The sequence below is a fragment of the Legionella bozemanae genome, assembly GCF_001648595.1.
GTDB lineage: Bacteria > Pseudomonadota > Gammaproteobacteria > Legionellales > Legionellaceae > Legionella > Legionella bozemanae.
Genome location: NZ_LBAW01000016.1, coordinates 12,492 through 34,821 on the forward strand (window position 1 = coordinate 12,492; position 22,330 = coordinate 34,821).

The following is a 22,330-nucleotide window of genomic DNA, read 5'->3' on the forward strand; positions in this document are numbered from 1 at the left end:
TCAATGGAAATACATACAAAGCCTAAGTTATCGTACAAATAAATCATGTTAACTCGTTGTATACTATAATGTTTATGAAAAACACCCCATTAAATGTTTCAAATTATCTTGTGCTATCTAAAGGGTATGTTTAAACTACTGAATGCTGTTATGGTTAAGGATAAACATATTAGGGTTGCCACAGCGCACCAAGTTTAGAGAAATGATTCGTAGAATAGCTGGCTCATTATTTAATGTAAGACATATCAATTTGTTTTCAGTCGCTTTTAAAATGCTCGTAAACAGTAAACGCAAGTTTATTGGCATGGTGATCGGCGCTACGTTTTCTGCCTTCATTATCATGCAACAACCGGCTATTTACCAAGGAGTAACTGAGCGCATTATAGCACCAATTCGAGCAGTCACCGGAGTGGATTTATGGGTTATGACAGACAGTTCATTTACATTTGCTGATCCTGTGCGTTTTAGGCCTATAGATATCTATCGTGTTCGTAGTATTCCCGGAGTACTTTGGGCGAAACAAATATATCGAACTTGGCAAACAATGATTCATCGTGAAACTTCGAAAATTACAACATGGGAGCTAGTTGGTGTAGATCCTGACACGCTACTTGGCCTACCTGAAACAATGATTGCAGGCGCCCGCTCCGCAATTCACCGTGCCAATTCAATTATAATTGATGGTTATGCGTTAAAACAGTTTGAAACACCGAATAAAAAATCACTCCGACTTGGCGACAAATTGATTGAAGGACAAAATAAGTGGGTAATAACAGGGATTACAAAACCTCTACGTACTTATATGTACGAGCCTAAAGCTTATATAACGAGTAATCATATCCCTGATATCTCTCATAAGTCTTCTTTTATTTTAGTCAAAGTAAAACCTTCATCTAATCCTTATCAGGTCGCCTATGAAATTCGCAAAGCAACGGGATTTCTCCCATTAACACCCTCTCAATTCATCGATCGTGCCAATAAATTTTTTCGTGAAAAAACACCTATTGTTATCGCGTTTATTGCTATAGCTATTGTTGGGTTTATTATTGGACTTGTTATGATGTGGCAGATTTTTACTAATTTTGTTTTAACCCATCTTCATCAATTTGGCATGTTGAAAATGTTAGGAGTATCCAGCTCATCATTAACTCACATGGTATTATTTCAAGCGTCTATTACCGGTGGATTGGGTTATATTCTTGGACTTGCTTTAACAGCCCTATTTGGATTTATTTTTCATGATTCTACTGTTGCGTTCCATCTTACCTGGCAGATCATTTTATTAGGCGCATTAGGATCAACAATAGTCATTGTTTTTTCATCTTATTTTGCTATCTTAAAAGTCTTACGTTTGGATACGGTAGAATTATGTCGCGACTCAAATTAATGGACACTGGTGAATCTCCTGTCTTACATTGTATGGGTATTACTAAAACCTACCAAACGGGTACCACAACACTTTCCGTATTAGATAATTTTTCATTAGCACTTAATCCAGGCGAAATAGGTATGTTAATGGGAGCATCTGGATGTGGAAAAACAACGTTGCTCATGATTGCTGGGGGGATTCTCTCTCCTGATCAAGGGATTTGTGCGGTATGTGGGAATGATCTTTATAAGATGTCACCGAAAAAAAAAGTTGCGTTTCGTGCCGCCCATATCAGCTTTCTTTTTCAACATCTTCATTTATTTCCAGCTTTATCTGCTCTTGAAAATTTAGCATTGCCATTATTGATTGATGGGGAGTCACCTGAGAAAGCCCATCAAAAAGCAAAACAATTGATGATTCGTTTAGGGCTTGAAATCCATATTCATTCTAAATTAGATACTCTATCGGGTGGACAAAAACAAAGAATAGCGATGGGACGTGCATTAATTCGCGCCCCACGTTTAATTCTTTGCGATGAACCTACCAGCAATTTAGATAGGGATAGTAGCGACTTGGTTTTTTCGCTGATACGGGAATATGCTCAAATGTATGGATGTACTTTTTTAATTTCTACTCATGATTATCGTATTATGTCGCATGCGAATAAAATACTTGAGTTTAAAGGATTAAATGATTATCAAGTAACTTGTCGAAAGGAAACAGTATGAAAAGAAAAATTATTGGCGGGAGTTTGCTGCTACTTTTGATCATTGGCCTATACTCATCGTTTTTATTGAGTCGTAAAATGATAATCCCTCAAAATATATCCGCTCCAGTTGCTGCAATTGAAGAAATAATTGCCCCCGCGATTCTTGATTCTGGAAACGACATGACTCATGTTCCAAGTATTCAAAGTGGAATTGTAAAAAAGATAAATGTTGCCGTGGGACAGATGGTAAAAAAGGGAGAGATTTTATTTTCACTCGATGACACCATAGGACTACATAATGTAACCGTCAATAAGATTGCTCTGCAACAAGCAAAAAATAATTTCATGATTCAAATAAAAAACCTAAAGCATGTCCAATCGCAATTAAAGCGCTTAAAGAGTATTGATAAGCGTGCTATTAATCCAGCTGAATTACGAGAAAAAGAATATGATGTGAAAATGGGCAAAATTCAAATTAAACAATTACAGCACAGTTTAGATGTTGCAAAAGCGAATCTTAGAAATGCACAATTGGCACTCAATCAATTTAACATTGCATCGCCGAAAGATGGAATTGTTTTACAAATTAATGCGCATGTTGATGAATTCGTTGGAGCAGGAAGTCAAGTAATACTCTTAGGAGATGCTCAAAAAGTGATTGTACGTGTTTCTATAGAAGAGCGAGATGCGAAAAAATATTCTCCTGAAGCCTCCGTTTATTTAACTGCAGACGGACTAAACATCCCTTTAACATTTATTCAGCTTGATCGTTACATCATTACCAATGATCGCCTCAACGCGCGGGTACAAGAAGCTTTATACTTTTTTAATCGACAAGATTATCCTGAGCTTGCAGCAGGTCGGCAACTTGATGCCCATATTGCTGTTCAAAAGACATGATCATTCCATGAAATATTATACTTTTTATTTTACATTAGTTGTTGCTCTAATTCTGAATGGATGTTCCATAGGACCAAAATATGTTCCGCCTAGCACCCCTATGCCATCCAGCTGGGGTCACAATGTGCAACATGCAAGTTTAGTAAAAAACGAAGAGGCTTGGTGGCGTAATTTTCACGATCCCTTATTAAACGATCTTATTGAACAACAAGCAGTCTATAGTTTAAGTTTAAAAATGGCACAAGCTAGAGTAAACGTAGCAAAAGCCCAACACGCTGTAGCTGTAGCACAATTATTGCCCTCATTGGGTCTTACTGCATCCCCTCCTACTGGAACAGGATTTGATATCAATCAACTTATTGCCTTAAGCGGTTCTTTAGATCCTGATTTTTTTGGGAAACACCGCCAAATGAAAGAAATGGCTAAAGCAAATTTACAAGCTGAGCAAGCAGACCTAGATTTTGCCTTGATTAATTTATACGCAGAAATTGCCTCCTCCTACTTGGAGTTACGTGAAGCACAGACAAGAAATGCTGTATTGCTCAATAATATTTCAGGCAACAAACAAACACTGCAATTTATCAAGTCACGCTATAAAGCAGGATATGCCAGTTACTTGAATGTATCGCAACAAGATGGACTGGTCGAAACGCAATCAGCTGAATTAGAACAAAATAAAGCATACATTACCGCCCTACTGCACAAAATAGAATTATTAACGGGAAATAATCCAGGAGTATTGGCAAAAAAATTATTACCTCCTAAACCAATTCCTCAAATCACTCAAAATATTAATCTGGGAATTCCTGCTGAACTTTTACGTAGACGACCAGATATTAGAGCGGCGGAACGACGGATAGCGACTTCTCATGCTAATATTCGCGTAGCTATGGCAAATTTATTACCTCAAGTCACTGTAGGATGGTTATTAGGATGGCAAACACAAACTATTGCAGGCAGTATTATTACTGCACGTAATTTTTTCACAGTACAAAATCCCGAATCCAGGTTCTTTGGGACCTTTGGAGCGCCCTTATTCAATGTCAGTTTATTCAATAGCATTGAGTTACGAAAACGTGAAAAAATTATTGCGGTCATCCAATATCAAATCGCTGTAATGCGTGCATTGCATGAAGTTGCAACTCAATATGATTATTTTCAGCATTATAAAAAAAGTCTCAGTCACCTTAAGCGTGCAGTGGAACAAAAACGTCTTGCTTTAAAATTAGCTCGAGCTGCTTATCACAAAGCCTCTTCTGATTTTAATACAGTGCTTCGTGCGGAAGAAGAATTGAATTCCATAGAGTTTGCTTATTTGCAAAATATAGTTCGACTTCAGACGACTCAAATTAACCTTTATAAAGCGTTAGGAGGAAATATAATCTCTCCTAAGATAATATCTGCCCACAATATGAATACAAAAAAAACAAGTTAAAAAATTGAGTTATCCAATGCCACCACAATTATTGAAGATTGCATTAATTACTGATAATTACTACCCGCAAATAGGCGGTGTAGAATATTGTGTTGATGCTTTAGGAAGATATTTAGCTGAACTTGGCCATCAAGTTTGTATTATAACGCGAAAACGAAAGAATCTACCTACTGAAGAATCAAAAGGGTCCCTATTGATTAAACGCATTTCATATTCCGAGATGTATATTGCCCTCTCAGGCTTTTCTCGTCAGTATAATGAGTTTTTTGCTCAATTTGATATTATACATGCCCACAGTTTGGGATCCATTTTAGCAGTACAAGCTCTTCTACTGGCAAAAAAAATAAAAAAAGCGCATGTTTTGACGAGCCATTCCTTATATAGAGATTTGGACAAACGTTTAATTAAATGTTTTGCACTATTAGTTAATCATGTCATCTGTGTTAGCCATGCTATTGCAGAGAATATGAAATCATTAAAGAAAACTGCAACCACTTATTATATTCCAAATGGGTTCGATACCATTTCACCGAATCCAAAAGATGTAGAAAAAATTTACACTGTAGTAAAAAACGCTGATGAATTAATAATAACGACAGTATCTAGATTATCGAGTAAAAAAAAGGTTGCTGATTTTATTTTGATTGCTCACGAACTACTTAAAAAATATAAGAAACTCAAATTTTTTATAGTTGGAGATGGACCACAAAACAAAAAACTTCAACGAATGGCAAATCAATTAGGCCTTTCAGAATATCTTTTTTTTACAGGTAATATTTCACGTTCTTCTGTATTTAATTTAATACAGCAAACGGATATCTTTGTTTTAACCTCACCACATGAAGCCTTTGGGATGGTTATATTAGAAGCTATTTATCATAAGGTCCCCGTTGTTGCTTATGCCAATAATGGAATTTCTGATATTATTTCTTCTGAAAAAACGGGTTTTTTGGTTTCCTCAATAGATGAAATGATCGAAAAAATAATCCAACTTATTCATAATAAAGCACTTCGCTTAGAGTTAGGGAACAATGCCCATCCATTAATCAATAAATTTAAATGGGAAGATGTTGCGAAAGAGACATTATCTGTTTACTATACATTATTGATTTCTTCTCATCCTCATTTGTAACTAGGGTCTGTTAACATTCTCTAACTTGAGTCAAAATCGCTTGATTTTCGAGCAGTGAAGCGCAACATATATTGAAGTATGTTAAGCATCGGAGCACAGGGAGTCAACGATGTTGGCCAAGATAGCCTAAAACGAAACAGTCCCTAATGGATATCACTTATAGAAGGAAAAACAATTATAAGGAAGCTCAAAGTTGATATCACGATTTGCCAATTATTTTCATTTTTTAAGATGCCATATAAAAAAACCGCCTCAGATTAGTAACACAAATATTCAAAAAAACGTCGTTGTTACTATGACTACGACACCGAAACGAATCAATAAAATATGGCCGACTTTAAACTCTATTGCATTGCAATCGCAACAACCTGAAAATATCCTGTTGTGGATTCCAAAGCAATTTAAACGTTTTTCAAACCAATCTATTTCCCAACCACCAGATTTTATTAAAAACTATCCCAATGTTCTTATTCAGCATATTGAGCAGGATTATGGACCTGCCTCAAAATTATTGCCGTGTTTACAATTATTTGCCGGACAAGATACAAAAATAATCATTATTGATGACGATAGAATTTATCCACCTCATTTCATTCATGATCTATTGAAATACGAGCAAGCAGATCCTGCTGCAGCACTCGGAATAGCAGGAACAGTGATGCACGGTGCTATGCGCAATGAACATGCCGCAACTAAAAAAATGGCTTTAGTTGACGTACTCCTGGCATATAATGGCATGCTTGTGAAGCCAACCTTCTTTTCAGAAGATATTTTCCATTATCCACCCAACCTACCCGAAGCTTTTTTTGAGGATGATGTTTGGGTAAGTGGACATTTGCAGAAAAAGAATATACGAAGAGTTCTAATCCCTTCATTACCAGGATGGCAAAGTATTATCCTTGGGAATAAGCGCTCTATGGGATTATGTATGCATGAAAATAAAGATAAGAACAATTTTAATCGGGTCTTTCACTATTTATTTGAACGGTAGCGAATAATGAAAAAGAAAATTCCTATTTTTTATTATCATTCCATTGGTGGCCCGGAGCCCGAAACATTAGCCTTGCAACACTTTATAGCGCATTTGGATGCCTTGAAGGCCCAATCTTATACTACAATCACTCTCGCCGATTTATTTAAAGAAAATTATGATCCTGCAAAACAAAATGCTGTTTTAACATTTGATGATGGCTTATTGGATAATTATGAGAATGCATTGCCCTTGTTAAATCGATATGGTTTCGTTGCAACCTTTTTTGTAGTTCCTGGATTTGATAAAATGATACGCTGGGTGCATCCAGGCAAAAGAAAATGGAGTAATGTTCAAAAAAAAGGCTATACAATACCTTTTAAAAACATGCAAAAAAATCATCGAAAAGCATTGCTTGATTCCGGCATGGAAATTGGCTCACACAGTTTTTCTCATCCCAAACTTCATCAAATTGATCCAAAAAAGCTGGGGTATGAAATTTCTGATTCCAAAAAATATTTGGAAGATGAGTTGGGAATAGCCATTGAAACATTCTGCTACCCCTATGGCGGTTATAATGCAGCTGTTGTTGAAACAGTAAAATATGCAGGGTACCTCGGAGCAACAACTACCTGGCCTGGTTATTATAACTCGGGAAAATCCTTGTATGAAGCCAATCGTTTTTTAATTGAAAATCCAATCTTCTTTAATGAAGTACTTAAGGGTAATGGGTTATCTGTTTGTGCTTATTTAAAATCAAAAATTTTAACTTATCAGAGGGATAAAACTAAGTTGCAGTTATTGTAAAACTATGGATTAGAAACAGATAATTCTTGATTAAGTCTCAGTTTTCATTGAAACAAATTTCAATATAATTTATGCTTTTCTACTCTGGGCTTATATCAGAATTATTATTAAAAGGTATTATTAGATAAATATGGAGATTTCATGTCATTGGATGTCATATATTGTGAAAAATCCAAACATTTTCGCGATTTTTTAAATGTCCCTTTTATATTACATAAACAGGATCAAAATTGGGTTCCCCCTCTCCAGATTGTAACAAAGCGTATTTTAAACAAAAAAAACCCTTTTTATAAAAATGCCAAAATTAGCTTATGGGTTGCCTATAAAGACAATGCGCCAGTCGGCAGAATTGCTTGTATCATTAATCAAACCCATAATAACTATTATGAAGAAAATATTGCTTTTTGGGGATTTTTTGAATCTGAAGAAAATAACGAAGTGACAACTGCTTTATTTAAAAAAATAGAGGAATGGGCACTAACTCATAAGATCAGCACAATTCGTGGTCCAATGAATCCATCGATTAACTACGAGTGCGGCTTACAAATTTCCGCTTTTGATACCCAGCCTTTTTTTATGATGCCACAAAATCCTGAATATTATAGGTCATTAATTGAAAATCAGGGTTATAAAAAAATTCAAGATCTTCAAGCATGGAGTATTAATGTCGACCAAGCGAAGATTGAACCTAAAAAGCTTCGCACACTACAAGCAGTCCAAAAAAAATATGACATACAGATTAGGCTGGTAAATAAGAAATACTTGGCAAATGAGATAAAATTGATTTCAAAAATCTATAATGATGCTTGGTGTGATAATTGGGGATATTTGCCACTGGATTTAGATGAGTTTAATTATTTAATATCCGATTTAAAACCCATTATTGATCCTAACTTGGTTTATATAGCAGAAATAGCGGGAGAACCTTGTGGATTTTCCGTAGGAATACCTAACCTAAATCAGATATTATTAACGAATCGTAACGGAAAATTATTAACTTTTAATCTTCTGAATTTAATTTGGCAAATTAAAGTGAAAAAATCAATAAATCAATTTCGTATTCCACTACTTGGAGTATCGAAAAAATACAAGCATCTTCCAATTGGCGCCCTATTATATTATGAATATATTAAAAGAATCACACCACAGGCACAGTTTTTTGGAGCTGAATGCTCATGGATATTAGAAAACAATCATGCGATGCAAGCAGGACTCAGGCTCGTTAATGCCACCCATTATAAAACTTATCGAGTTTATGAAAAAAAATTTTAAAAACGGATAACATTTAATGCAAGACTTTATTTCAATCGTTGATGCTCTACAAGGACATGCAAAAGATTATCCTGATAGTATCGCTATTAAATTTATGACACAAAAAAGTTGTGAAACACTGACTTATAAAGAATTTGATCAACAAGCATGTCGATTAGCTCAGATATTGCAACAACATGATTCTTATTACGATGAACGTGCTGTCATTTTGTTGCCACCAGGATTAGACTATATTGTTGCCTTTTTTGCGTGTCTGTATGCGGGTGTAATTGCTGTTCCTGTCTATCCACCTAGAAAAAATCAGCATAAAAATCGAGTTCTTTCTATTCTTGATGATTCGCAGGCAAAATTTGTAATTACTAACCAAACTCTCGCCCCAGAGTTTACGGATTACACTGTTATTGACATTGACTCAATAGGCAAAGAAGTAATTGGGAAGCACTGCTTTCCTATTACCCCAAGCAAAATCGCTTTTTTGCAATATACATCGGGATCTACAAGCACCCCCAAGGGTGTATTAATCAGCCATTTAAATCTTATTGCAAACATTAAGGGAATACTTAGTTTTACTCCATCTATGGAAAGCGAGCGAGACAAAGTTTGCTCATGGTTGCCGCCATATCATGATATGGGCTTAATTGGTTGTATACTTACTTCATTATATAAAAGGTTTGAGCTCATCTTAATGCCACCAGCTTACTTTTTGCATTCTCCAATACGCTGGTTAGAAATTATTTCTCAAGAACGAATTACACTTACATGTGTCCCCAATTTTGCTTTTGATTTTTGTGTCAAGAAAATTTCGCCTGTTCAAATAACTCAATTAGATCTGAGTTCTCTGCGTTGTATATACAATGGTTCTGAGCCTATTCAATTTGATTCTATTCAGAAATTTATTAATAAATTTGCTATTGCAGGCCTATCTCCGCAAGCGATCTATCCATGTTATGGTCTTGCTGAAGCAACCTTAATGCTAACCGCAAAACAATATAATGCGCCTAATACTTCCTTAAAGTTAAACAAATTAGATTTTGAATTAGGAAAAATATCTATTGCATCAGAATCAGTAGATACTCCTAGTGTGCATATAATAAACTGTGGTAATTGTCTCACAAATCATTCTATTCGCATTGTCGAGCCTAATTCATTAAATGAGCTACCTGAGGGAACTGTAGGTGAAATCTGGGCAAGTGGACCAAGTATCGCAAAAGGCTATTGGAATAAAGCGGAACTCTCTAAAGCCACTTTTGAAAACCAGTTACCTAATATTTCAGATAGCTTATATTTAAGAACAGGTGATCTAGGTTTTATGAACCATGGCAATTTATACGTTACAGGTCGAATCAAAGATTTGATGATCATGCAGGGTAAGAATTATTATCCACAAGATATTGAACAAGCAATTACCCTAAATCATGAAAAATTTGAATCTCTAGGTGCAGCTGCATTCACCATAGAAGTGGAAAACAGACAAGAATTAATTGTGTTACAAGAGGTCAAACGTGAAGCGATAAATCGTGGTGAACACGACTTACTGTTTTCTGATATTCGCGCCATTCTCTTAGACCAATTTGGATTGGTGCCTTATTCCATCGTTTTAATTAAACCTTATACTTTACCTAAAACGTCAAGTGGAAAAATCCAACGCTGGCTTGCGCGTAAGGCTTTCCTTGAAAAAACGCTGCAAAGTGTTGCACACTGGAATAACAATTCCGAAAATAAAACCAATACCATTTCTTTAAATTCAACGTCAACGGAGATAAAAAAATGGCTTAGCGATTGGTTAATGCGACGCCTCAACATGACACTATCTGAGTACGATTATGAAAAATCAATCACTACTCTGGGTATTAATTCAATTGCAGCAGTCGAATTGTCAAATGATTTGCAGAGCACAATAGGTAAGCAATTCGAATTATTGCCTTTATTTGAACAATATACTTTAAATCAACTCATCACTTTTTTATCGGAAACTACCCCTACCGAAGATTTAAAATGGAACAAAAACACTAAAATTACAGGACTCTTAGTCAACAACTCAGTAGTTAATAAGCTCTCAAAGACTAATGAGCCAATTAAGCTTCTTGATCCCCCATTAACATTTGGGTTGCAAAGCCTAGCACAAAATACTGACCCCAAATTAGACAATGATTTTATTAAAAAGTTAAAAAGCATTTATTTTAATATTAATGAAGGTATATCCAGTAATACGACCGTAATTGATGGCAAATCCTATGTTAATTATTCCAGTTATAATTATTTAGGTTTATCTGGAGAGCCGAGTGTTACCGAGGCAGTCATTGCTGCAGTAAAAAAACTGGGGACTTCTGTTTCTGCCAGCCGTCTCGTTTCAGGTGAAAAATCACTTCATGGAGAATTAGAAAAAGCAATTGCTGGTTTAATCGGTACAGAAGATTGTCTCGTGTTCCCTGCCGGATATTCAACCAACATTACTATTATTACTCATTTGTTTGGCAAAAATGATCTTATTATTCATGATGAACTCGCACATAATAGTATTATTCAAGCTGCTGTGTTTTCAGGAGCTGAACGTGTTGCCTTTCTACATAATAATCATCAATTCCTCGCTGATTTTCTTGAAAAATATCGCGATCAATATAGAAAAGTATTAATTGTGACAGAAGGGATTTTTAGCATGGATGGAGATATTGCTGATGTTCCCAATCTTATTACCATTAAAAAGAAATTTAATGCTTTTTTAATGATAGATGAAGCACATTCTATAGGTGTGTTAGGAGAAACAGGCAAAGGCATTCGTGAATATTATAATTTAGATTCCAAAGATATAGATATTTGGATGGGAACATTAAGTAAAGCATTTGCAAGCTGTGGAGGTTACATAGCGGGCACTCATGAATTAATTGAAAATCTTAGGTATACTTCTGCTGGTTTTGTTTATTCAGCAGGCATATCACCGGCAAATACTGCCGCTGCATTAGCAGCGATTGAGGTAATGAAGAAAGAACCGCACCGAGTAAGTACGCTGCGTGATAGGCATACACTGTTATTGTCTTTATTAAAAGAGCAAAACATTCCAACAGGATTAAGCAATAACACGCCAATTATTCCAATTGTGGTCGGCGAAGACTCAGCAGCAATTCAACTTAGCCATTACTTAAAAGAAAATCACATTTTAGCTTTGCCTATTATTTATCCTGCAGTAGAAAAAAATTTAGCAAGAGTAAGATTATTTATGAATTGTTTACATACAAAAGAACAAATCTATAGCATTGTTAATTTATTGAGAAATAATGTCCTTTTTGAGAAAAAAGTTAAGCGAGAACTCAATATAAATAGTAAAAGCCACATACCTAGTTTAGAAGAACAAGAAGTCTAAATTATTGTTCGCGGGATACATCATTCGAACCTAGGGAGGGATCCCAGCTAGGAGCCGATGATAAAATATAATGCTCAGAATAAAATTGTAAGCGATTACGAACTAGCATCTCTCATTTATCGAGACAAGATGGAAATGCAAAATTTGAATGACTCTTGGTTTCTAAATTATGTAAAATTATATGCACGGGTTTGGAGTTACATTGCATTATGTATTTTAATCTGCATGTTGACTCGAACAACCATGTTTTTTTATTCTTTTGATTCATCTATATCTGCTTCATATTCTCCTCAAGATATTGGTATATTATATGGACTGGGCTTTTTATATGATTTGCAAGCATCGGCATTTTTATTTTGCCCGTTTATTTTTATTGGATTAATTTTTTTATATTTTAAGAAACGACAAATTACAATCAATTGCATTTTGGGAGCAGTGCTTATTGAGTTGGTATTAATAATCAATGTACTTAATTTTTTTTATTACCAATATTTTGGGACCCGTATAGGAACTAATTTTTTTCTTATTTTGGATGGACAAGCTAATGCAACATTAGCATACATTAAAAAAGCATACCCAATTTTAATAATCACTGTCTTACTTGGGATATCCGCAATCCTTATTTACTTATGCTTATTAAAAATAGAAAAACACATTCGAAAAATAAATTTAAATTATGGCTTTTTCAAAAAAATAATTTTTATTTTTTTATCCCTTTTAATTTACATTTCCGCTATGCGTTGTTCCATTGGAGGATATGGCCTTTATCATGATGGCTTGGGTAACAATCAATTTATTGAAAATGGAGTTGCTGCTTTATATGATGCATATAAAGAGCGACAATCTTCAAAATCTATTTTAGCGACAATAAATGATAAAGAAGCATTGGACTTATATAATGCTTTGTTTAACCAAAATACCTCATTATCGCAGTTTTCAATTAATGATTTATATACCAAAACGACAAAAAAACAGTTTTCAGTAACACATCCGCAACCCAATGTTATTTTTGTGCAAATGGAAAGCTTTGGTCGGCATTTTTTACAATTTGATAATAAAAACAACGAATTATTAGGCAAACTTTCACCATATTTTCAACAAGATTTTGTTTTTAAAAATTTTTTACAAGGGGGAAATTCTACTTCTCAATCGCTACTCTATTTAATGTTTAATTCATTCAACTCCTCTTTCTCAGCACTAAACTGTCCAAATTTAGTCTCTTCCTCCGTAGCAAAACCATTTAGAGAAGCAGGATATGAAACAGTTTTTTTAACTTCTGGTTCAGAAAACTTTCTCAATCTCAAAAATTTTTTACCTGAACAGGGCTTTCAACATGTTATTGGCTATGAGTCAATATTGAAAAAATATCCTAATGCAGAACAAGAAGATTGGGGGGTTTATGATGAGTATATGTATCAATATGCCTTTTACTTATTAAAAAAGGCAGATAGTGAACACAAACCTATTTTTATCTATATGAATACAGTAACCAATCATCCACCATATACATTACCTTCTCATTATAAACTTAAACCAATTAAACTATCGAAGAGCATACACAACTATGTAGATATTAACCCGGAAGTGCTTAATCAAATCGCTTCAACTTATCGCTATGCAAACGATGCTTTAGGTGATTTTATTCAAAACATTGACAAGAGTACTCTCGCCACTAAAACCATAATTGCTGCTTCAGGGGATCATAATCAAAGAGAAATCAGCGGCCATTATAAAGATGAAGCAACATTAGGACTAAAATTCACGGTGCCATTTTATTTACACATTCCCCAAGAGTATCGAATCAATATTAAATATGATCCTAAGCGAATCGGTTCTCATAAAGACATTTTTCCAACCTTATATGAACTGTCCTTATCAGAAGCGAGTTACCTTAACGCGGGTAATAATTTATTATCATTAACTCCTGTTGATTTAGAATTTGGCTATAACGTTTCTGCTATTATGTTTCCTGAAGGAATCGCTTTATTTCAAAATAACCATTATGTATTTTATCCTTGGCAAGATAGCTCAAAAACATTAGTTGGAAAGGGACGAGACTTAGAAAATGAAGAAGAATTGAAATTATCTAAAGTTTACTACTACACAAAGCTCATGCAATGGCACTTTTATAAGTCGGCTCAATTAGCAAATTGTTCCTAATGAAAATAGAATGCTTTGATACAGAATACACTAACATTCACGGCGGGATAACGCATCCCCGTGCTGCGTTTATATTGAATTTATTAGATAGATTAATAAAATGATACTAGTGATGTTGTTATAAAAAAAGCAATTAATGCATACAAAAATCCAAATATCATATCAATAACATAATGAAATCTTCCATAAATTGTACTAATTATTAGCCCTACTCCAAAGGGTAAAATGAAATAAAAAAGCAGAGGATTTATAGACCATGTTGTTAATAAAATAGCAGAAGATAACCCTGTATGACCACTTGGAAACGCAGTACCTGTGGTTGAACCATCTTGCAATAATTTATGAGTTATTCGAAAAAATAAGCCTTGGCTACGATGATCTTTAATTTTCTCAAAAATATTACGAGGACCACAAGCTGGAATGATACTATGGGTTAAAAAACAAGAAAAAAGTAATAATAAGATAACAAATTGACATTCATAGAATGACACAAATTCTTGTCTAAGATAAAAAAATAGGGGTACCCCATAAATCAGTAAATAAAAGCTTAAATAACATAAATGGAGAAACTCAGAGAGAAAGAGTGAGTTTGCTCGATTATTATGATGAAAACTCATCACCCATTTGAAATGTCTTTTTTCAAAATCTATGATTTTTTCATCATAATGCACTTTATTAAGTGCAGACGTTAATATCTCAGTTTCCCGGTGCAACAGGATTAAAAGCAATAAAGGAGACCAATCATATAAGATTTTTAAAGGGTTTGAATCGATCTGTTTTAAAAAGGGCAAAGCTTCCCATAATATAATGAGGCAATTCGCATATATATAAAAGAGACGTAATTTCTTTTGTTTAGGGTTAGATATTACTAAAAGAAAGGTCGAAATAATGACATATATAATAACCAATGAATTTACTGCTAACATGATTTAATCCTAAGGTAATAATCTAGAATTCTTGGTGTGTTATTTGCAAATTACTCACATCGATGTATGTTTATTAGCATGATAAATAGTCAAAAAAATCGTTTGTATTATTGTAAGTGTTGAGAGGAAAATTAAAAAAATCAGTAAAACTCCTGCCCAATAAGCACTAAACAAAGAAGTAATCAAAATACCTATCATAAAAAACAGCATTTCTCCACGATTCATAACACGCCAAATTAAGGTCTCATTATCATCGGATACTGCACCGCGATGATTAGCGTAAGCAACTATAAATGATGGTAAAATGACCACAAAAGAAGTAATACAGATTAATTGATCCAAGCTTAAATAGAAGGCTTTAATTTCACAAAAGAAATAGGAAAAAATAATAGCAAAATCCACGAACCTATCAATTGTTCCATCAACAAATGCACCTAAACTCGATGCCTTGTTACGAGCCCGTGCTACAGAGCCATCTATCACATCAAAAATACCAGCTAAGAGAAATAGTAAAATAGCTGCAACATAGTAATGACAATAAGAGCAAAAAATTGCGATCATTGCTAACACTAAAGAATTTATTGTATAAAATCCCGCAGGAAATGGACTATACGTTGCAAAAAAACTGCCCAGAAGCATTGAAACTTTTTGCCAGGTCCGAGATTTTTCTTTTATCATGATTAAATCCAGTTAAACATATAAAATGATTCGATTTTGTAACAATAAGCAATGACGATCCTATTAGGGTAAGATAATAACAAACAATTATAAAACCGTCATCTAATTGAGTAGCACTGATTTGTTAAGCTTGTATGTTATTCATCGATCATATACATCTATTGTAATTTCCTAAATATTTAGGATTAAATAATTGCAAAATCGGATTGTCTCTGCACCTTGCAGAATCGAATATATGTACAAGGACATAACTCAAATGAATAAAAAAACAATATTAATTACAGGTGCGAGTCGTGGTATAGGAGAACAAATAGCATTTCGTTATGCAATGCCTAATGTAAATTTAATTTTAATCGCAAGAGATCTCAAAAAACTAACGCATGTTGCCCAACATTGCCAAGAACAAGGAGCAAATACGATTTATGAAAGCATTGATGTCCGCGATGCAAACTCGTTAAAGGAATTTATTATTGATGTTGACAGTAAAATGCCTATTGATTTGCTGATTGCCAATGCAGGAGTCTCTTCAACATTGCAAGCGAATTGGCAACCAGAAAAGGAAGAAGATATCAATCAAGTTTTTGCCATTAACTTGCAAGGGACTATGAATACAGTTAATCCATTAATTCATAGAATGATAGAAAGAAAAAAAGGGCAAATAGCCATGATGGGTTCAATTGCCGGTTTACGAGGATTACCCCAGTCCCCAAGCTATTGTGCGAGCAAAGCAGCACTTCATGTATACGGTCAGTCTTTACGAGCTTGGCTTATTCGATATCAAATTCATGTCAATGTAATTTGTCCTGGCTACATTAAAACAGATATGTCTGACAAACTCACAGGACCTAAGCCCTTTTTAATATCAAGCGAGAAAGCGGCTAAAATCATCCAAAAAGGATTACTAAAAAATAAAACGTACATTGTCTTTCCCTGGCCTTTACACATGCTAATCAAATGCTCGCATTTACTTCCCTCAAAACCAGTAGATGCAATTTTAAATCGCTTTGAATCTTATATTAACTAACATATATTCGCTGGAAGCAAAATGCTTTATAATTTTAAAAGATTATATTTTTAAGAAATATCACTATATAGTGATTAAAGGATAAGACCAATCACATGGAACGATTTTTAAAATTTATAGAAAAAAATTTTATTTTTAAAAAAATTTCTCAAAAGTATGTTGACTCCTATAAAAGAAAAAAATTAATCTCAAAATTACATGATCATTTAAACCTATTCTTTTTAAGAAACGAAAAAATCGAATTTCCATTAGCTAACGAACCCGAAATTTCCGTTATTTTAGTCCTTTACAATCAAGCGCAATTTACTCTGGAGTGTCTGCGTTTATTGCAACAGCAAAAAAATATAACGTTTGAAGTGATTATTATTGATAATGCTTCCAGTGATTCAACCCATCAACTTTTAGAGTGTTGTAGTAATGTTTTAGTTGTAAAAAACTCTCAAAATCTTGGATTTCTCCAGGCCGCTAATCAAGGAGCCCAAATCGCAAAGGGCAAGAACTTGTTATTTCTTAACAATGACATCTGGCAATTAAATACAGATGCTTTTGCTATTGCATTAAAGACACTGAATCGTGACAAAAAAATTGGAGTTGTCGGAGGTAAAATCATTCTTCCCGATGGGTTACTCCAAGAAGCAGGCGTGGTTATAACGCAAAAAGGGATTCTGCAATATGGGCGTGGTAAAAAACCTGATATTTTTGAGGTTAACTTTCAAAGACATGTGGACTACTGTTCCGGTTTATTTTTACTCACTCCAAGACATTTATTTCAAAGTCTAGGGGGGTTTGATGTAATCTATTCACCCGCTTACTGCGAAGACTGTGATTATGGTTTAATGGTAAATCAGGCCGGATTCAAAGTAATCTATGAGCCACGAATCGTTGTTGGTCACATTGAAGGAGGCAGCGCAACTAAAAAAGGATACGCCCGCACCTTATATGAAAAAAATATTATCCTATTTCATAAAAAGCATAAAGCTTGGCTCCAAACATTAACTCATTCATCTAACTTTGCACGCTTTACTTCTAACAGCATGATAATTTCTAGATATCATAAGCGGGATTGCAAACGCCTATTATTTATTGGCAATAATATTCCCTCTCAGCATACGTTAAATCTCATGAAATCCGCTTGCGATTCGGAATACGCAGTAAGTTATTATCCGCTGAATCCATTTGACCTCTCGTGGGATAAAATTTATAACCTATTTGATATTCGAATTGAAGTCTGTAACGGGATGGGATTATCCACTTTGGATAATTTTATTCGTATTAGAAAAAAGTACTATGACCAAATACTCGATGAACATGGAAATCAAGAAAAATGGGCAAAATACTCTCGATTTCTTGCGAGCCAATCTTAATTTATTGCAGATATAGATGAAATTAATTCTCGATATAACAAGAATGTTGGGCACATTAATAACTGGACGCTACTCAGGGACTGGAGTAGATCGTGTTCTGTTAGCCTATATGAAATATTATAAAGAGAGCGCTCGGGCATTTGTGCGATATCCAGGTATTAATTGTATTTATTCTCAAAAAGCTTCAAATTTTTTATTTGATTATTTGCTTCATTGCGCTGAACATTCATCGACAATCAAGCAGTCAATCATAACAAAATTTATGCTTTTTCAACGCAAACATCAGGACTTGGACGGAAGTATTTTCTTACATATAGACCAATATCCTCACAATTTTAATCTTTTTCACCATTTAAACATACCTATTGTATCTATGGTACATGACCTTATTCCCCTCTACTATGCAGAGTATAGTGATACCAAAAAAATAAATAGACATGTTCAGTACCTACACAATTCCATGCAGAGTGCTGGCATCATTACCAACTCTAAAAATACATTAGATAATTTATGCTCCTACTATTTAGGTATGCAAAAACAGATACCTCCAACCATTGCTGCGCCTCTTGCTTCAGGTTTACCACTCAATATTTCACCTGAAGCTCGATTTATTCATGAACCTTATTTTGTAGTGATTTCAACTATAGAAGGCAGAAAAAATCATTTAGCACTGTTACATATTTGGCGACGTTTAGTAGAACGTTTTTCAATACGCACCCCAAAACTCGTCATTCTTGGGAAAAGAGGCTGGAGATGTGGGCAAGTGCTTGATTTATTAGATCACTGTAAACAAATAAAGCCTTTTATTATCGAGGAACCCTCTTGTCCAGATCAAAAGTTGGTAACCTATCTTTATCATGCACAAGCGTTACTTTTTCCATCCTTCACTGAAGGTTACGGTTTACCCCTTATCGAGGCACTTTCCTATGCAACACCGGTCATTGCCAGCGATATTCCGGTTTTTCGCGAAATTGCCGGGGATATTCCAGAATATATAGATCCTTTAGATACTCTCAAATGGATGGAGTTAATTGAAGAATACAGTCAAACTCATAGCATGATGAGAGTTGCGCAATTAGAACGTATGAAATCATTTAAAATTCCCACCTGGAATAATCACTTTGAAATAGTGGACGTATTTTTGCAAAATATAGTTGAGCAATACTCAATTAAGAGGTAGTGCGGCGACTTGTCCATAGAGTGTTATATAGAGCAAGACAGCTCTGCATTTAATTGGTTACAGAGCGGATTCCCCATAACCAAATGATGCCCAGTTACAACAATAACGACTTTATCTAACCATCTTTTATGATCAATGTAATTAATAAAATCGGCCACTTCATCAGCCGTGCATTCAACAATATCTTCGAATAATTGAAAAAAACATTAATAATTTTGGATCACTTACCTATGGGTTTAAAATGAATAAAAAAGCTCAGAAGAGCATAGCATTAGGATTTAAGAATTATGAAATAAATAAAGCATATGAGTCAATCAACTTAATTATAAGTAGTTTAGAAGAGTTTTTTTGGATGCCGAATGTTGATCCATATAAAAAAACGGAATAAATATTTTCAAATTAAACAAAGATCTATCTATTTGAGCGCCATTGAATAAAAATTAGCCTTCACTAAAAATCGAATTATGAACTCTGCCGTCAAGAAGTATTATAAAATCATTCCCCTAATTTTCCTGATACGAAAAAAGATCTGAGAAATTCTATTTGCATCTTTAATTTGATTGGGTATAGTCTAACACATTTGTAAAAATCAACAGACTACTTACCCTACATCACGATACGCTAAATTCAAGCGCCTTCAGAATTCTTGTTCAGGTAAGTAGCTATAACAACAGGAAGCCAGCTATGTACACAGGACCGAACTATCAACTCGGGGAAACTTACGACATGTTGCGCGACAGTGTCCACCAATTTGCTCGTGCTGAAATTGCTCCACTTGCTGCTCAAATCGACGAAAGCAATAGTTTTCCCAATCATTTATGGAAAAAATTAGGGGCAATGGGTTTACTGGGAATTACAGTAAGTGAAGAGTATGGCGGTGCCAATATGGGGTACCTTGCCCATGTCATTGCGATGGAAGAAATTTCTCGAGCATCTGCCTCTGTAGGCCTAAGTTATGGTGCTCACTCCAATTTATGTGTCAACCAGATTTATTTAAATGGTACGCATTCGCAAAAACAAAAATATCTGCCTAAACTTATTAGTGGAGAATATGTTGGAGCTCTGGCTATGAGTGAGTCCAATTCAGGATCCGATGTAGTCAGTATGCAATTACATGCTCGTCCAGAAGGCAACAAATATATTCTCAACGGCACCAAAATGTGGATCACCAATGGACCTGATGCGGATGTCCTGGTTGTTTACGCCAAAACAGACAAACACGCTGCAAGCAAGGGAATCACTGCCTTTCTAATTGAAAAAGGAATGCCAGGCTTCAAGACAGCTCAAAAACTCGACAAGCTAGGAATGCGTGGCTCAAATACCTGCGAATTGGTATTTGAACAATGTGAGGTTCCAGCAGAACAGGTTTTGGGTGAAGTTAATCGAGGTGTTAAAGTATTAATGAGTGGACTGGATTATGAACGGACCATTCTGGCGTCAGGCCCAGTAGGAATTATGCAAGCGTGTATGGATGTTGTTTTACCTTATGTACATGAACGAAAACAATTTGAACAACCCATAGGTGAATTTCAATTCATCCAGGGTAAATTAGCAGATATGTACACTGATCTGGGCGCCTCAAGAGCATATTTATATGCTATTGCCAGAGCTTGTGATCAAGGTATAGTAAGTCGTAAAGATGCTGCAAGCGTCATTTTATATACGGCTGAAAGAGCAACACAAATGGCATTACAAGCAATTCAAATTCTTGGTGGTAATGGATATATTAATGAGTATCCCACAGGACGTTTACTGCGAGATGCAAAATTATATGAAATAGGGGCTGGTACTTCTGAAATCAGAAGAATGCTTATTGGACGAGAACTTTTTAAAGAAACAGCATAAGGAAAAATGAAAATGGAACAGAATGACATAGTAATCGTTGCGGCAAAAAGAACTCCTATGGGAGCCATGTTGGGAAATTTATCAACTCTTTCAGCTCCAGAGTTAGGTGCAATTGCACATATGGCTGCCCTATCTCAAGCAGGAATTAGCCCCGCAGAAATAGATGAAGTAATCAGTGGTTGTGTCTTGCAAGCAGGAATTGGTCAAGCTCCAGCACGACAAGCAGCAATTAAGGCAGGATTGCCCAGCTCTTCTGGAGCAACCACAATAAATAAAATGTGTGGTTCAGGAATGAAAGCGGTTATGTTAGCCCATGACTTAATTCGAGCAGGCACTGCAAATATTATCCTTGCAAGTGGTATGGAAAGCATGAGTAATGCACCTTATCTATTGAGTAAGGCACGCTCAGGGTACCGACTAGGACATGGTGAATTGAAGGATCATATGTTCCTTGATGGATTAGAAGATGCCTATGATAGAGGAAAATTAATGGGGGTTTTCGCAGAAGCCACAGCGAATCACTTTCATTTTAGCAGGGATCAGCAGGATGAATTTGCTACTCGCTCCATGAGCAGAGCACTTGAAGCAATAGAAAATGGGGCTTTTAAAGAAGAAATTACTCCGGTAACGATTAATACACGTAAGGGTGATATTACAGTGAATGTGGATGAAGGTCCTGATGCTGCAAAAATCGCTAAAATATCCCAATTAAAACCCGCTTTTAAAGCAGACGGAACCGTTACTGCAGCCAATTCAAGCTCTATATCTGATGGTGCAGCAAGTTTGATTTTAATGAGTGCTGGCCAGGCTGAAAAACGCGGTATTCAACCTATTGCCCGCATTGTTGCTCATGCAAGTCATTCACAAGCGCCAGAGTGGTTTACTACAGCGCCAGTAGATGCCATTCGCAAAGTCATGAATAAAGCATCCTGGAAACAAAATGATGTGGATCTTTATGAAATAAATGAAGCATTTGCTGTAGTAACAATGGCAGCTATGACACAACTTGAATTAAACCCGGAACAAGTTAATATTCACGGCGGAGCTTGTGCTTTGGGCCATCCAATTGGTGCATCCGGTGCGCGTATTTTAGTAACTTTAATACACGCTCTAAAGCATCAAGGAAAAAAACGCGGTGTCGCTTCATTGTGTATTGGTGGTGGTGAAGCAACTGCTATGGCAATTGAATTAATTTAAAACA

The 22,330-nt window shown here is 35.2% G+C and carries 18 protein-coding genes; 16 read left to right on the plus strand and 2 right to left on the minus strand.

What is annotated here, in order from left to right; genetic code table 11:
• Window positions 1-202 precede the first annotated feature (202 nt).
• The 10 genes from A8O27_RS12190 (at window position 203) to A8O27_RS12235 (ending at window position 14,112) form a co-directional block, all read left to right on the plus strand.
• Window positions 203-1,387, plus strand: coding sequence for an ABC transporter permease (locus tag A8O27_RS12190; protein ID WP_058459140.1), 1,185 nt, complete (start codon window positions 203-205; stop codon window positions 1,385-1,387).
• Complete coding sequence (locus A8O27_RS12195) at window positions 1,369-2,097, plus strand: ABC transporter ATP-binding protein (RefSeq protein WP_082642432.1); 729 nt, start codon at window positions 1,369-1,371, stop codon at window positions 2,095-2,097. The genes A8O27_RS12190 and A8O27_RS12195 overlap by 19 nt, the downstream gene beginning before the upstream one ends.
• On the plus strand, window positions 2,094-2,978 hold the full coding sequence (locus A8O27_RS12200) for an efflux RND transporter periplasmic adaptor subunit (protein WP_058459139.1): 885 nt from the start codon (window positions 2,094-2,096) through the stop codon (window positions 2,976-2,978). Before A8O27_RS12195 ends, A8O27_RS12200 begins: the two co-directional genes overlap by 4 nt.
• 7 nt (window positions 2,979-2,985) lie before the next feature.
• The gene (locus A8O27_RS12205; protein WP_058459138.1) at window positions 2,986-4,413 is read left to right on the plus strand and encodes an efflux transporter outer membrane subunit; all 1,428 of its coding nucleotides are present in this window, start codon (window positions 2,986-2,988) and stop codon (window positions 4,411-4,413) included.
• Window positions 4,414-4,429: 16 nt separating this feature from the next.
• A complete protein-coding gene (locus A8O27_RS12210) occupies window positions 4,430-5,545 on the plus strand; it encodes a glycosyltransferase family 4 protein (RefSeq protein ID WP_058459137.1) in 1,116 nt (371 codons plus the stop codon).
• Window positions 5,546-5,738: 193 nt separating this feature from the next.
• Window positions 5,739-6,536 (plus strand): hypothetical protein, encoded by a 798-nt coding sequence (locus A8O27_RS12215; protein ID WP_058459136.1) that lies wholly within the window; start codon window positions 5,739-5,741, stop codon window positions 6,534-6,536.
• A gap of 6 nt (window positions 6,537-6,542) precedes the next feature.
• On the plus strand, window positions 6,543-7,322 hold the full coding sequence (locus A8O27_RS12220) for a polysaccharide deacetylase family protein (protein ID WP_058459135.1): 780 nt from the start codon (window positions 6,543-6,545) through the stop codon (window positions 7,320-7,322).
• A 141-nt stretch (window positions 7,323-7,463) separates the two neighbouring features.
• Window positions 7,464-8,594: a hypothetical protein gene (locus A8O27_RS12225; RefSeq protein ID WP_058459134.1), complete on the plus strand. Its 1,131-nt coding sequence runs from the start codon at window positions 7,464-7,466 to the stop codon at window positions 8,592-8,594.
• Window positions 8,595-8,610: 16 nt separating this feature from the next.
• Window positions 8,611-11,952, plus strand: coding sequence for an aminotransferase class I/II-fold pyridoxal phosphate-dependent enzyme (locus A8O27_RS12230; RefSeq protein WP_058459133.1), 3,342 nt, complete (start codon window positions 8,611-8,613; stop codon window positions 11,950-11,952).
• Between the two features lie 57 nt (window positions 11,953-12,009).
• A complete protein-coding gene (locus tag A8O27_RS12235; RefSeq protein WP_058459132.1) occupies window positions 12,010-14,112 on the plus strand; it encodes an LTA synthase family protein in 2,103 nt (700 codons plus the stop codon).
• Between the two features lie 92 nt (window positions 14,113-14,204).
• Here A8O27_RS12235 and A8O27_RS12240 read toward each other — a convergent pair whose 3' ends face one another.
• A complete protein-coding gene (locus A8O27_RS12240; protein WP_058459131.1) occupies window positions 14,205-15,038 on the minus strand; it encodes a phosphatase PAP2 family protein in 834 nt (277 codons plus the stop codon).
• Window positions 15,039-15,092: 54 nt separating this feature from the next.
• On the minus strand, window positions 15,093-15,716 hold the full coding sequence (locus tag A8O27_RS12245) for a CDP-alcohol phosphatidyltransferase family protein (RefSeq protein WP_058459130.1): 624 nt from the start codon (window positions 15,714-15,716) through the stop codon (window positions 15,093-15,095).
• A gap of 256 nt (window positions 15,717-15,972) precedes the next feature.
• Between A8O27_RS12245 and A8O27_RS12250 the strand changes: the two genes are divergently transcribed.
• From A8O27_RS12250 to A8O27_RS12270, 6 genes are all read left to right on the plus strand, one after another.
• Complete coding sequence (locus A8O27_RS12250; protein WP_058459129.1) at window positions 15,973-16,740, plus strand: SDR family NAD(P)-dependent oxidoreductase; 768 nt, start codon at window positions 15,973-15,975, stop codon at window positions 16,738-16,740.
• Window positions 16,741-16,835: 95 nt separating this feature from the next.
• On the plus strand, window positions 16,836-18,104 hold the full coding sequence (locus tag A8O27_RS12255) for a glycosyltransferase family 2 protein (RefSeq protein ID WP_058459128.1): 1,269 nt from the start codon (window positions 16,836-16,838) through the stop codon (window positions 18,102-18,104).
• Between the two features lie 16 nt (window positions 18,105-18,120).
• Complete coding sequence (locus A8O27_RS12260) at window positions 18,121-19,284, plus strand: glycosyltransferase family 4 protein (RefSeq protein ID WP_058459127.1); 1,164 nt, start codon at window positions 18,121-18,123, stop codon at window positions 19,282-19,284.
• Window positions 19,285-19,525: 241 nt separating this feature from the next.
• Window positions 19,526-19,672 (plus strand): hypothetical protein, encoded by a 147-nt coding sequence (locus A8O27_RS18785; protein WP_154669244.1) that lies wholly within the window; start codon window positions 19,526-19,528, stop codon window positions 19,670-19,672.
• 296 nt (window positions 19,673-19,968) lie between these two features.
• Complete coding sequence (locus A8O27_RS12265; RefSeq protein ID WP_058459126.1) at window positions 19,969-21,129, plus strand: isovaleryl-CoA dehydrogenase; 1,161 nt, start codon at window positions 19,969-19,971, stop codon at window positions 21,127-21,129.
• A gap of 12 nt (window positions 21,130-21,141) precedes the next feature.
• The gene (locus tag A8O27_RS12270; protein WP_058459125.1) at window positions 21,142-22,326 is read left to right on the plus strand and encodes an acetyl-CoA C-acyltransferase; all 1,185 of its coding nucleotides are present in this window, start codon (window positions 21,142-21,144) and stop codon (window positions 22,324-22,326) included.
• Window positions 22,327-22,330 lie beyond the last annotated feature (4 nt).

What these genes read in the sequence shown, in the direction of transcription:
- A8O27_RS12190 (WP_058459140.1), top strand. Translation starts at nt 203, where the DNA reads ATGATTCGTAGAATAGCTGGCTCATTATTTAATGTAAGACATATCAAT.
- A8O27_RS12195 (WP_082642432.1), top strand. Translation starts at nt 1,369, where the DNA reads ATGTCGCGACTCAAATTAATGGACACTGGTGAATCTCCTGTCTTACAT.
- A8O27_RS12200 (WP_058459139.1), top strand. Translation starts at nt 2,094, where the DNA reads ATGAAAAGAAAAATTATTGGCGGGAGTTTGCTGCTACTTTTGATCATT.
- A8O27_RS12205 (WP_058459138.1), top strand. Translation starts at nt 2,986, where the DNA reads ATGAAATATTATACTTTTTATTTTACATTAGTTGTTGCTCTAATTCTG.
- A8O27_RS12210 (WP_058459137.1), top strand. Translation starts at nt 4,430, where the DNA reads ATGCCACCACAATTATTGAAGATTGCATTAATTACTGATAATTACTAC.
- A8O27_RS12220 (WP_058459135.1), top strand. Translation starts at nt 6,543, where the DNA reads ATGAAAAAGAAAATTCCTATTTTTTATTATCATTCCATTGGTGGCCCG.
- A8O27_RS12225 (WP_058459134.1), top strand. Translation starts at nt 7,464, where the DNA reads ATGTCATTGGATGTCATATATTGTGAAAAATCCAAACATTTTCGCGAT.
- A8O27_RS12230 (WP_058459133.1), top strand. Translation starts at nt 8,611, where the DNA reads ATGCAAGACTTTATTTCAATCGTTGATGCTCTACAAGGACATGCAAAA.
- A8O27_RS12235 (WP_058459132.1), top strand. Translation starts at nt 12,010, where the DNA reads ATGATAAAATATAATGCTCAGAATAAAATTGTAAGCGATTACGAACTA.
- A8O27_RS12240 (WP_058459131.1), bottom strand. Translation starts at nt 15,038, where the DNA reads ATGTTAGCAGTAAATTCATTGGTTATTATATATGTCATTATTTCGACC.
- A8O27_RS12245 (WP_058459130.1), bottom strand. Translation starts at nt 15,716, where the DNA reads ATGATAAAAGAAAAATCTCGGACCTGGCAAAAAGTTTCAATGCTTCTG.
- A8O27_RS12250 (WP_058459129.1), top strand. Translation starts at nt 15,973, where the DNA reads ATGAATAAAAAAACAATATTAATTACAGGTGCGAGTCGTGGTATAGGA.
- A8O27_RS12255 (WP_058459128.1), top strand. Translation starts at nt 16,836, where the DNA reads ATGGAACGATTTTTAAAATTTATAGAAAAAAATTTTATTTTTAAAAAA.
- A8O27_RS12260 (WP_058459127.1), top strand. Translation starts at nt 18,121, where the DNA reads ATGAAATTAATTCTCGATATAACAAGAATGTTGGGCACATTAATAACT.
- A8O27_RS18785 (WP_154669244.1), top strand. Translation starts at nt 19,526, where the DNA reads ATGAATAAAAAAGCTCAGAAGAGCATAGCATTAGGATTTAAGAATTAT.
- A8O27_RS12265 (WP_058459126.1), top strand. Translation starts at nt 19,969, where the DNA reads ATGTACACAGGACCGAACTATCAACTCGGGGAAACTTACGACATGTTG.
- A8O27_RS12270 (WP_058459125.1), top strand. Translation starts at nt 21,142, where the DNA reads ATGGAACAGAATGACATAGTAATCGTTGCGGCAAAAAGAACTCCTATG.